At 51.4% G+C, this 11341-nt stretch carries 11 protein-coding genes and 1 riboswitch; of the genes, 5 read left to right on the top strand and 6 right to left on the bottom strand.

What is annotated here, in order from left to right:
• Positions 1–20 precede the first annotated feature (20 nt).
• Positions 21–2888, bottom strand: a complete 2868-nt coding sequence (locus tag NST07_RS01945) for a 2-oxoglutarate dehydrogenase E1 component (RefSeq protein ID WP_341089380.1) — start codon at positions 2886–2888, stop codon at positions 21–23.
• 484 nt (positions 2889–3372) lie between these two features.
• Positions 3373–3457, top strand: a riboswitch (cyclic di-GMP riboswitch).
• A 27-nt stretch (positions 3458–3484) separates the two neighbouring features.
• Between NST07_RS01945 and NST07_RS01950 the strand changes: the two genes are divergently transcribed.
• Positions 3485–3637, top strand: coding sequence for an anti-repressor SinI family protein (locus NST07_RS01950; protein ID WP_341089382.1), 153 nt, complete (start codon positions 3485–3487; stop codon positions 3635–3637).
• Between the two features lie 99 nt (positions 3638–3736).
• On the opposite strand, the gene NST07_RS01955 is transcribed toward NST07_RS01950, so the two are convergent.
• Positions 3737–4069 (bottom strand): helix-turn-helix domain-containing protein, encoded by a 333-nt coding sequence (locus NST07_RS01955; RefSeq protein ID WP_341089383.1) that lies wholly within the window; start codon positions 4067–4069, stop codon positions 3737–3739.
• Between the two features lie 422 nt (positions 4070–4491).
• Between NST07_RS01955 and NST07_RS01960 the strand changes: the two genes are divergently transcribed.
• The 4 genes from NST07_RS01960 (at position 4492) to NST07_RS01975 (ending at position 7667) form a co-directional block, all read left to right on the top strand.
• The gene (locus NST07_RS01960) at positions 4492–5562 is read left to right on the top strand and encodes a hypothetical protein (RefSeq protein WP_342480968.1); all 1071 of its coding nucleotides are present in this window, start codon (positions 4492–4494) and stop codon (positions 5560–5562) included.
• 18 nt (positions 5563–5580) lie between these two features.
• Positions 5581–6174, top strand: a complete 594-nt coding sequence (locus NST07_RS01965; protein ID WP_341089386.1) for a signal peptidase I — start codon at positions 5581–5583, stop codon at positions 6172–6174.
• An 86-nt stretch (positions 6175–6260) separates the two neighbouring features.
• Positions 6261–6764 carry a TasA family protein gene (locus NST07_RS01970; RefSeq protein ID WP_341089387.1) on the top strand — a complete coding sequence of 168 codons (504 nt, stop codon included), beginning with the start codon at positions 6261–6263 and terminating at the stop codon, positions 6762–6764.
• Between the two features lie 81 nt (positions 6765–6845).
• Positions 6846–7667, top strand: coding sequence for a TasA family protein (locus NST07_RS01975; protein ID WP_341089388.1), 822 nt, complete (start codon positions 6846–6848; stop codon positions 7665–7667).
• An 89-nt stretch (positions 7668–7756) separates the two neighbouring features.
• Here NST07_RS01975 and NST07_RS01980 read toward each other — a convergent pair whose 3' ends face one another.
• The 4 genes from NST07_RS01980 to NST07_RS01995 form a co-directional block, all read right to left on the bottom strand.
• Complete coding sequence (locus tag NST07_RS01980; RefSeq protein ID WP_341089390.1) at positions 7757–8734, bottom strand: aldo/keto reductase; 978 nt, start codon at positions 8732–8734, stop codon at positions 7757–7759.
• Between the two features lie 51 nt (positions 8735–8785).
• A complete protein-coding gene (locus NST07_RS01985) occupies positions 8786–8998 on the bottom strand; it encodes a hypothetical protein (protein ID WP_340895250.1) in 213 nt (70 codons plus the stop codon).
• A 146-nt stretch (positions 8999–9144) separates the two neighbouring features.
• A complete protein-coding gene (locus NST07_RS01990) occupies positions 9145–9708 on the bottom strand; it encodes a PadR family transcriptional regulator (protein WP_341089392.1) in 564 nt (187 codons plus the stop codon).
• 6 nt (positions 9709–9714) lie between these two features.
• Positions 9715–11235 (bottom strand): MDR family MFS transporter, encoded by a 1521-nt coding sequence (locus tag NST07_RS01995; RefSeq protein ID WP_341089393.1) that lies wholly within the window; start codon positions 11233–11235, stop codon positions 9715–9717.
• Positions 11236–11341 lie beyond the last annotated feature (106 nt).

Below are 11341 nucleotides of genomic sequence, written 5' to 3' on the forward strand. Positions count from 1 at the left end.
TATCGTGACACCGTCCCCTTTCAGGAGGACGGTACAGCCGCTTGTACTTGCGAATTTAGTTTCAGGGCTTCCGTAACTATACGCCGCTGCTCAAAGCTATGCACATCCGCGTAACCGCTGGCCGGGCTGGAACGTTCCGGACGGCCGATATACTTCACTTTGACATTCTGCGGGGCGATGGCGCGCAGCCGTGGTTCGGCATAACTCCAGCCGCCCATATTCTTAGGTTCTTCTTGTACCCAGATGATTTCCTGCAGGGAGCGGAAGGTGCTCAGATGAGCGGCCAGTTCCCGTTCCGGGAACGGGTAGAGCTGCTCCAGCCGCAGAATGTGCAGCCAGGACCAATCCTGCCCCTTGGCTGAATCCAGCTCAGTCTGCAGGTCGATAGCGACCTTACCACTGCAGACAACCAGTCGTCTAACCTCGCCGGGCTTGCTGCCCAGAAGCGGCTCCGGCAGGACCGGCTGGAAGCTTCCCGAAGCCAGTTCGGCTCCCGGGGAAGTGCTGCGTGTGTTGCGGATCAGGCTTTTCGGAGCCATGACCACCAGCGGGCGGGCATCCGATCTGCCGCAAAGGGCAGCCTGGCGGCGGAGCAGATGGAAATACTGAGACGCACAGGTCAGATTGGCTACGGTCCAGTTCTCTTCAGCCGACAGCTGCAAGAACCGTTCCAGCCTTCCGCTGGAATGCTCTGGCCCCTGGCCTTCGTAGCCGTGCGGCAGCAGAATCGCCAGGTTGCTGCGTTGGGTCCATTTGGCGCGTCCGGCAGCAATGAACTGGTCGATAATGACCTGTCCGGCGTTGGCGAAATCACCATACTGTGCTTCCCAGATGACAAAGGTTTCCGGGGCAAACACGTTATAGCCGTATTCATACCCGAGCACCGACGCTTCCGACAGCGGACTGTTGTACACCCCGAAGGAGGCGCTGGAGTCCTTAAGCTGATGCAGCGGAGAGAAAAGTGCCCCTGTGTCACTGTCATGCAGCACCAGATGGCGGTGCGCGAAGGTACCGCGCTGGGAGTCCTGGCCGCTGAGACGAATCGGTGTGCCATCCTTCAGAATCGTAGCGAAGGCGAGGGCTTCTGCGAGTGCCCAGTCCACGCGTTCTCCATCATTCAAAGCGTCTTTGCGGCGCTGTAGAATCCGCTCCAGCTTCGGATAGACCTGGAAGCCGTCCGGAACCGACAGCAGCTCCCGGTTAATTTCCTGCAGGTTGTCAAGCGGAACCGCTGTAGGGCGCTGCGGTGTAGGTGCGCTGTCCAGGGCAACTGAGGTTTTGGCGTCTGCGTTCTTATGCTTGCCTTCCTTCATCTTATCAAAGGCTTGCTGCAGTACGCCTTCGGCTTCGGCATTCATTGCCGTAACGTCTTCTACCGTGATGACGCGCTCCTCCTGTAACCGTTCCGCGTACACTTTGTATACAGTAGGATGATTGCGCACTTTACCATAAACAATCGGCTGTGTCGTTTCCGGATCATCCATTTCATTATGTCCGTGGCGGCGGTAGCCGATCAAGTCGATCACGAAATCCTTCTTGAACAGATTGCGGTAGGCGCTGGCCAAACGGACGGCTGCAATGCAAGCCTCCGGATCATCGGCATTGACATGCACAATCGGAATTTCATAGCCCTTAGCCAGGTCACTGGCATAGTGGGTAGAACGGGAATCCTCACTTTCCGTCGTGAATCCGATCCGGTTATTGACGATAATATGCACCGTACCGCCGTTCTGATAACCTTTAAGCTTGCCGATATTAAGGGTTTCGGCCACGATGCCTTCACCCGGGAAGGCAGCATCGCCATGCATCAGCACAGCCATGGCTTTATTGGTGTTTAGCTTAGGCAGACCCGGAGTGCTGCGGTCTTCCTGGGCCGCACGCGTGAAGCCCTCGACCACCGGATTGACGAATTCCAAGTGGCTGGGATTGTTGGCCAGAGTGATCCGTGTACGGACGGTTTCGCCTTCACGGACAGCGCGGTCAGCGCCGAGATGATATTTCACATCGCCGGTCCAGCCGTAGTTAATGCCCATGGAGCCTTCGGAAGGGAACAGCTCCTTGTTCGGCGAATGATGGAATTCCGAGAAAATAATATCATAAGGTTTGCCCAGGATATGAGCCAGGACGTTAAGCCGTCCGCGATGCGCCATACCCATCAGGATATGCTCGGCACCGTCATGAGCGGCAGCACGCACGATTTCATCCAGCATCGGCACCAAGGCGTCATTGCCTTCCAGGCTAAAGCGTTTCTGGCCGACAAAGGTTTTATGAAGGAAAGTTTCGAACTGCTCTACCTGAATCAGCCTTTTCAGCAATTCTTTGCGCTCTGTGTTGTTTAGAGGCGCGGGAGAGCTGGTAGATTCCGCCTGGCTGTTCAGCCAGCGCAGCTCCTGCTCGTCACGCACATGCCCGAATTCATAGGCAATGGTCTGCGTGTAGGCCTGGCGCATCCGGTGAACGGCATCCCAGGCCGTATGAACGTCATTCGGGGCATTCTCCCAGATCAGCGAGGCGGGCATAGCCATTAAATCCTCGCGGGTCAGATCATAGGTTTCGTACTCCAAATATTTCGCCATCGGATTGTTTCCCCGGTCCAGCGGGTCGATATTGGCGGCCATATGGCCATGTATGCGGATATTGGCGATCAGCTTGGATGCCCTTACGGCCTTTCTAAGCCACTCAGTATCTCCTGAAACCACAGGCAGCGGTGCCTGTTCAGCATCGGGAGCCAATGGAGGGGGGCCGGAACGGGTGAAAAGATCGCGGTAATTATGCTCTACTAAAGTTGGATCTTTTACAAATTGCTCATATTTCTCTTGGATGTAACCCAAATTGGGTCCGTAATACTTGCTCCACACAGTTTCGTTATAGGGATCTTTGGCTGCCATGAATACATCCTCCTAACGGATGAACTCCACGCGCGCCAAAATTTCGCCGGCGCCCTTGTGGAGCTTCGATGTTTGCGGTTTCATTCCTCATCTTATTGTGCAACTTTCAAGCCGGGTAATCAATTCATACTTTGGTTGAATCCGTTCGCAAAACGGTATGATTCAGTGCCTAATTCATACAGAACTATTATAAGTTTGGTTTCTTAACTATATGAAAATAATGCGGCGGTGTGATTGAAATGAATGAAATAAAAATGTTGTTTTCAGTTTTCATATATACATACATAGATAAAGAGGCTTGTTCTACAATTTTTTGGGATTATCGAGTAATTCGTACAAGCAGTTGGCAAAATAATCAATTATTTTCCGTTTCCATTTATACAATATTCCCATAAATCGACACACTTTTCGTGTAAGATATTGTATAATGTTATTGCGGATAACGGTTTCATGAATTTCTAGCCAGATCCTTTCATGTAAAGGATCCAGTAAAGGGTAAACCTGCCGAAAGACAGGGGCACAAAGTCTCGGGTCTAATGTAGAAATACTACGACGGCCGGACTGCCTGGGGACGCGTAATCTTAGGAGGAGATTTCTTGGATAAGTCCAACCAGGGGAACAACGGAGAACTGCAGACAGTTGATCTGGATTTAGAATGGGTCTATTTGCTGATGTCGGCTAAGCAGGCTGGCATCCAAGCGGATGAAATCCGCCAATTTTTTAATGAGAAGACTTTGCAGGCAATGTAGCGGTTGGTTGTTAATAGCTTTGTACATACAGAAAGGGCACAGCGGATCTCTCCGCTGTGCCCTTTCTGTATGACCGGCAGGAGAGGGAACCTGCATGAATCAGGAATCCTTCTGCTCCAGCCGCCATTTTTGATAGTCCAAGAACTCTTTGAATTCCCGCTTGCTTATACCCGAAGCCATAGCTTCCAGTACGAGCCGGGACCATTCTCCATCCAGAGGTGACTCTTGTACACCGGAAGGCTCTCCGTAAAGAAGCGCATGAATGGACACCTGAAGTGCGTCAGCGATTTTTTCAATAAATTGAATAGAGGGGTTGGATTGTATATTTCTTTCCACATTGCTTAAGTATGATTTCGCCACATCAGCCTTATCCGCAAGCTCCGAAAGAGACAAGCCTTTTTCCAGACGGAGATGGTGGATACGACTTCCCATATTATCTGGCACGATAAAAACGTCCCTCCGTACTTTTTGTTACAGTATATCAAATAACCGTAAGACGGACAAAGCACTATAGAATCAGTTCCGGTATGAATGATCCCCCTTTTATGTCGTTTCCACTCCACATCCCCATTATTTTTGTTTCCTCTGCGGTATCATTTAGATTTTTCATGCAAAAAACGTTCGTTAAAAAGTACGATAAACTGAGGAAAATGAAGCTTAAAGCAGGAAGTTAACTATAAATTGTTCTTTATTGAGAATATTGCAACAAAATGCGATTTTTGATTTGTAGGAGTAATGGCATATACTTACGTCATAGTTCTTTATAACGAACGAATAACGTTCGTCATAAAGGCTGGATGTTAATAGATTACCTTGTTTGCAGGAAATTGCAAGCAGCTAAAGGAGAGGCTCCTGTGAGGCTTTCACGTTCTTCCCGGAATAGAAACATCCGTCGGTATACGCTTCCCCAAATTGCAGGGATCGTAGTGATTTCGGCTTATGGCATCGGCCAAATTACAACGCCCACGTATGCATTGCTGACTGACGTCGCAGCAACCGAATCCTCCAATATCACCACAGCATTTGTGTTTCCAAGTACGGTCGATCACATTGCCAACCAAGCCAGCGAGGCGATGAAGCTTGCTGCCTGGCAGCGTGAAGCGGCGAGAGAGGCGTTAGCGGAGATAACGGACAAGAATACGGACTCGGAGACCGCAGAGGGACGTATTGGAGGTATTCAAGAGGCTGCTGCACAAACGCGTGAGGCTGCGGCCGGCGCGGCTGCCCTTTTAGCTGAGCTTCAAGGCTATCTAACACGCTCACAACTAGAGCTGGAGCAGCAAGTCAATGAAGTGAACCAGAGACTTTCTCCATATGAGGTCGATTTTAATCAATTAACAACCGCACAAAATAATGCTATCCCGGTATTCGAACAATTGCTCAGCCAAGCCAATCTGACGCTGCGCGAATTTCAGGAGATGGTTAGAAAGTTAAGCTCCATCAGAAGAGTGGACGCTTATGTGCAGGCAGCCTATCATCAGGCATCGACCGCGGCCGAACAGGCCAGGAGTTATGCGGACGAAACCTCGCTGATGCATACGGAGGCCGCTGACGTGATCCAAGGACTGAAAGAGGCTGAGAAGAAGGCGAAGCTCGAAGCGGAAGAAAAGGCGAAGCTCGAAGCTGGGAAAAAGGCGAAGCTTGAAGCCGAGGAAAAAGCGAAGCTCGAGGCTGAGAAGAAGGCGAAGCTTGAAGCCGAGGAGAAAGCAAAACTCGAGTCTGAGAAGAAGGCGAAGCTCGAAGCCGAGGAGAAAGCGAAACTCGAGGCTGAGGAGAAAGCGAAGCTCGAAGCCGAGGAGAAGGCGAAGCTTGAAGCTGAGGAGCAGGCAAAGCCTGATAAGGCTGCTGAGCCGGAAGCCCCTGTCCCGGACGCGAATCCTGACAGCATAACGGTAAAAACAGGCGAAAAGCAAGACGTATTCTAACCAAGGCGGTGCTCTCCAGTGATACTTAAATGGACTCGTAACCTATTGATGTATGCGTTAATTCTTATTTTTCTACTTACGCTGGTATCTGCAATCACTAGCCGGATGAATGGCGGAACGCCCAAGATTCTGGGCAAGGAGATTCTAACGGTGCTCTCAGGCTCCATGGAGCCTGGAATCCAGACGGGGGCTGTCATTGCCGTCAAACCGGTGAGTGAACAGAGTCAGGGATCTTTTAAACCAGGAGATGTAATCACTTACAAAGCTCTGGATGGATCAAACAGCCTGATTACCCACCGCATTGTCAGCGTGCTCGGCTCGGGAGAAAACACCCAGTATATCACCAAAGGCGACAATAACGATGCGCAGGATGCAGATCCTATTCCTTCGAGTAATGTTGTTGCACAGTACGCGGACTTTACCGTTCCGTTTCTGGGATATTTCATGAACTGGGTAAAATCGACCGCCGGGATTATTGTCGTAATGGTTATTCCGGGGATTTTTCTGGTCATCTCGTCCCTTATTACAATCTTCAAATCGATCATGCGCATAGAGGATCCTGCAGAGGTGCAGCTTGCGCCCGGAGAATCCCCGCCTGTTACGAACGGTTGATGCTTCTCCTAACGTGGTTAGGGAAGATTCAATAAATAATTCATAACATACTCCATTCATGGAGATCCAGGAGGAGACAAATAACAATGGCAAATCTCAAAAAAACGATGGCAATGGCAATGGCGACTACAGCACTGGGGGCAACATTAATTGCCGGGGGATCCTTCGCTATCTTTACGAGCTCCGCACAAAATATAGGCAATACGTTTGCTGCTGGCACGCTCAAGATTGAACTGGATAAGAAGGATGAAGCTCAGCAGAAATATTTCAACATCACAAATTGGGCTCCGGGAGATTCTGAAATCCAGCCTGTAGTAGTTAGCAACAAAGGAACGCTTGAGCTGCGTTATGATCTCTCGCTGGCTGTAGGCGGCGACCTCGGCGGCGGAGCAACCCCGCTGGTTATTACCGCATATTCAGATGCGGCTGGAACGGTACCGCTTACCGTTGCCGACCGTGTACTTACCGTGGGCGGATCGGAGACGATTTATGTCAAAGCAGAGTTCCCGAAAGCAGCTGACAACAGCTATCAAGGTAAGTCGGGTACAGCCTCCATTAAAGTAGATGCAGAGCAGACTAAAAATAACTAAGCCTCATAACGAACGGATCTATAACTAAAAATCAAATAAAAAGGGGGCTGCCCCCTTTTTTAATAAGGAGAGCTTACTTCAATGATGAAAAAGAAAAAAATGCTGATTGCCGCATTTTCCTCTGTGGTGCTGCTCTGCGCCGCCATTGGTGGAGGCACGTATGCCTTGTTCACCAGCTCCGCCCAAAACACCGGCAACACCTTTGCTTCCGGTACGTTGTCCTTAAGTACTCACCGCAATGACGTGCCGGTTGAAGGCCCGATGTTCTATACCAGCGACTCCGATGCCGGACGCATGGGAACAGGATTGTGGGCACCGAAAGATACCCATACCCGCGCCATGCTGATCAAGAATACCGGAACGCTGGATGCCAAACTGACCGATCTGATTGCCATCCCGGAAGGAACACCTGCACAGCAGGCCGATGCGCTCGCATTCGGTGAGCAAGCGGTGGTTACTGTAGCCGCTTTGGCTGCTCCAGGCGGCGTCACTCTTAATGCCGATGCGCTCAATGAGGTGAACGAAGCTGCGGACCGGCTGTTCAAATCGTTGATTAACGGTCCTTCCTTCCTGAAGGCACTGGCACGCAACGGACAGGAAGCCTTCGCGATTGCCAGAGAAGCTGTGCTCGACTGGACATACCGCGTAGACAATAACGGCCAGACTGTACTGGTCAGCGTTTCCGATGCGTATGTAGGTTCACTTAAGGATTTGTACAACAGCGGGGCAGGGCGGGATGCCAATCTCCCGAACCTGATTCTTCCTGCCAAGAAGACGATGCATCTGGCCTATAACGTGACTTTTGTTGATGATACCGGCCTCGGCTTCGATAATGACAGTCTGCAGGGCAAATCGGTTAACTTCACCTTCAAGAACAACTTTGAGCAGGTGAAGAATAATTAGAATCGGGAATAGGACATAAAAGGAGCGTCATCTCCGGCTACATGAACCGGAGATGACGCTCCTTTTGGCATGGGATGAGGATATGAGGCTTACGGCAGCTTCTCGCCGCGCGAGCTGACATACAGGTCGTACCATTCCTTGCGCGTAAGCTCCAGCTTGTCCGCACCCGCGCAGGCGGCGATCCGCTGCGGATTCACCGTCCCGATTACCGGCTGGATGGCCGCAGGATGAGTCATCAGCCAAGACAGGACAATCACTTCAGGGGTAGTGTTCTTCTGTTCGGCGAGCGTTTGGACCATAGCCGCCGTGTTCACGACACTCTCAGGCTGGCCTGTAAGTGAACGCCCGCTGAATAAGCCTTGGGCCAGCGGACCCCAGGCCTGCAGCTGGATGTTCTGCGTCCGGCAATATTCGAGGGTACCTTCGGGAAAGGTGATGTCTTTCCAGGGTTCACGGTTTACGCTGACCATGGCATCCAGCCAGCTTATTTTGGCCAGACTCATGTGCAGCTGGTTCACGGCGAATGGTTCGTCACAATAATGCTCCAGCAGCCGGATCTGGGCGGCACTCATGTTGGAAACGCCGAAGTGACGCACCTTTCCCGCCGCTTTGAGTTTCCGCAGCGCTTCGGCTACTTCTTCGGGGTCCATAAGCGGATCGGGACGGTGCAGCAGCAGAATATCAATATATTCCGTGCCCAACCGGGAGAGGGTTCCTTCGACACTCTTCAGAATATGCTCCCCGGAGAGGTCGAAGCTGTTAGAGGTATCGCCTGGCTCAATCAGCTTGATGCCGCATTTGGACTGGATAATAATCTCTTCCCGCAGTCCGGGGCGGTCTTTGAAGAGCTGTCCGAATACCTTCTCCGCCTTTCCGCGGGTGTAGATATCTGCATGATCAAAAAAGTTGATTCCGATAGACAGTGCAGCCTCAACAGCCTCATGTCCCTGTCTGACATTCCCGGCAGTGATCGGCTCATGGTCCCAGCCTCCGCCCAGTCCCATGCAGCCCAGAGCAATGCGGCTGGCTGGAATCCCGCGCGTATGCAGTGGTAGCGTTTTCAGCAATAATATCCCTCCGTGAGATAGGATTAACGTTATACCGAATATTGTACATCTTTAGAAACCGGTATGGTATTTTTTGTCGCTGGAGGAGCGGTGTTTCGTGCCCTCTTTATCCTTCTCTTCTTCTTTCTCCAGCTTCAGGTCTTCCAGCGGAATCGGATCCACATTTTGCTCGCTTTCGTCCAGGTCGAACAGACTGGGAGTGTCGGTTGGATATTGCTCGGGATGGTCGCGTTTGTCTCCTTGAAATTTCTTTTCTTCACTCATGTGTGATTCCCTCGCTCTCTTATAAGTTAGGAGGCGGAACGGCCCTATATACCCGCCTGATGTTCAGTTGCAGTTGCTCGTTAATAAACGGTTTTGACCTGTGTTAAACAGCAAAGAGGCCCCTGAGGGCCTCTAGTGTATAACGTTTATTGCAAATCGAGCGGTGTTCCGATGTCGCTGAGCTTGCGGGCGGCTACATCGTCATAGAGCCGCTTAAGCCACTTCAGCTCAGTGAGGCTATGCTCGTATCTGCCGTACATCAAGTGCAGCGCGGACCGGGGGACGATGGAGATATGCTCCTCGTACACCTGATAAGCATAATTGACCTGATGCTCAACTTCGCGTATCCGCTCCTGCAGCAGCTTCTCCACCTTGCCCTGATCAATATGCCGGGAGAGTGCAAGAGCCATGTACAGCGGGTGAAAGACCTCATCGGTCTTCTTGATCTGCTGAATGACCAGCTGTTCGAACAGGGTTTTGCCCTTATCAGAAATCCGGTAGATGGTCTTATCCGGGCGGTCGTTGCTGGAGATGGTCTCTACAGCTTCAATATGTCCCTCCTGTGCCAGTTTATCAACGGCGTAGTACAGCGACCCCATCTGCAGCTTTATCATCCGGTCATACATGCGCTCTTTCATTACGAGTGTGATCTCATAGGGATGCCTGTCCTTCTCCAGCAGCAGCCCGAGAATGACCATCTTCATGGACATTTCCGTTTACCCTCTTCCGCCCGAAGGCTGAGTTTCCTTACTGTGATCGGTGAGCCGGTCTTTGGGCATCAGCAGTACAAAAGCCAGACCCAGCACCGCCGGAATCAGCGCCCACATAAAGGTGTGGGCAATGGAGCTGGACAATGCGCCCGTAATCTTCTCCAGTACAGGAGCCGGAATTTGTGCTCTGGCTTCCGGTGTCAGGGCGGCGCGTGGATCGCCGAACGAGGAAGCTTCGGCACCACCCCCAAAGGCATCACTAAGGCTGCTTGTGAATCCGTTGCGCTGGATAATACCGAAGATGGTAATGCCCAGCGTCATGCCTAGGGAACGCATGAAGGTACTGGTAGAAGTAGCCGAACCGCGCTGGCGCATCTCGAAATGATGAATCGAGGACATGCTGAGCACGGAGAAGGAGAAGCCTACACCGAAGCCGGTCAGCGCCATAAATACATTAAGCAGCAGGCGGGAAGTATCCGGCGACAAGGTGCTTAAGGAGAAGACGCCTGCCACAAAGAAAACGGCTGACAGCATCATAATATTGCGGAAGCTGGTTTTGGTGGTGAGCAGCCCCCCGGTCTGGCTGCCGATTACCGTGCCGATCATCATCGGCATCAGAATCAGTCCCGAGTTGGTGGCGGAACCTCCATATACACCCTGTACATAAATCGGGATATACACGGTAGCTACGATAAAGGCCGAGCCGTAGAATAAACCGATGATGCTGCTCGTTGCAAACAGCTTCTTGCGGAACATGTCGAAGGATATAATCGGTTCGGCTGCTGTCCGTTCTATAAAGAGGAACGCAATCAGCAGTACTGCGAAGCCGGCGAATAAGCCAAGGATGACCGCGGAGTCCCAGGCATATTCATTGCCGCCCAGCTCAAGGGCGAACATCAGGCAGATGACGGAGCCTACAAGGGTAAAAGCTCCACCCCAGTCGATCCGCTGCTTGGCATGGGAGACGGATTCCTTATAGAACATGGAGATCAGAATAAAAGCGACAATGCCGATCGGCAGGTTGATATAGAAGATCCACTGCCAGCCTACATACTCAGTAATGTAGGCCCCGAGCAAAGGGCCGATTACGCTGGAGATGCCGAAGACGGCACCGAAAAGTCCGGTCAGCTTGCCTCTTTTTTGCGGCGGATAAATATCAAATACGATAGTGAAGGCGATTGGCATAAGTGCGCCGCCGCCCACGCCTTGAATAGCGCGGTAGATGCTAAGCTGCGTGATGCTGGTTGCGATCCCGCAGAGTGCCGAGCCGGCCAGAAACACGACAAGGCCAAAAATGAAGAAACGCTTGCGCCCGTACATATCGGACAGCTTGCCGAAGATCGGTGTTCCGGCCATGACCATGACCATATAAGCCGAGGTGACCCAGACGATTTTATCGAGTCCGCCAAGATCGGAAACAATAGTACCCATAGCTGAGGCAACAATGGTATTGTCCATAGCGGACATTAGAATACCAAGCAGCAGACCGACAACTACGAGTTTGAGATTGCTTTCTTTAGTGTGCATGCTTCGCAGGCTCCTTTTTGTAAAGTTAATGATTTCCTTAAGAAAAAACGGCAAGTGGAAACAGAACTCATTATATTCAAATTTGAATAGGTGAGCAAGAGTTATT

This window comes from Paenibacillus sp. FSL L8-0340 (assembly GCF_038593145.1).
Lineage (GTDB): Bacteria > Bacillota > Bacilli > Paenibacillales > Paenibacillaceae > Paenibacillus_AQ.

Excerpts from the sequence above, each read along its gene's own strand:
- NST07_RS01945 (WP_341089380.1), bottom strand. The coding sequence starts at position 2,888 with ATGGCAGCCAAAGATCCCTATAACGAAACTGTGTGGAGCAAGTATTAC.
- NST07_RS01995 (WP_341089393.1), bottom strand. The coding sequence starts at position 11,235 with ATGCACACTAAAGAAAGCAATCTCAAACTCGTAGTTGTCGGTCTGCTG.
- NST07_RS01970 (WP_341089387.1), top strand. The coding sequence starts at position 6,261 with ATGGCAAATCTCAAAAAAACGATGGCAATGGCAATGGCGACTACAGCA.
- NST07_RS01955 (WP_341089383.1), bottom strand. The coding sequence starts at position 4,069 with ATGGGAAGTCGTATCCACCATCTCCGTCTGGAAAAAGGCTTGTCTCTT.
- NST07_RS01985 (WP_340895250.1), bottom strand. The coding sequence starts at position 8,998 with ATGAGTGAAGAAAAGAAATTTCAAGGAGACAAACGCGACCATCCCGAG.
- NST07_RS01975 (WP_341089388.1), top strand. The coding sequence starts at position 6,846 with ATGATGAAAAAGAAAAAAATGCTGATTGCCGCATTTTCCTCTGTGGTG.
- NST07_RS01990 (WP_341089392.1), bottom strand. The coding sequence starts at position 9,708 with ATGTCCATGAAGATGGTCATTCTCGGGCTGCTGCTGGAGAAGGACAGG.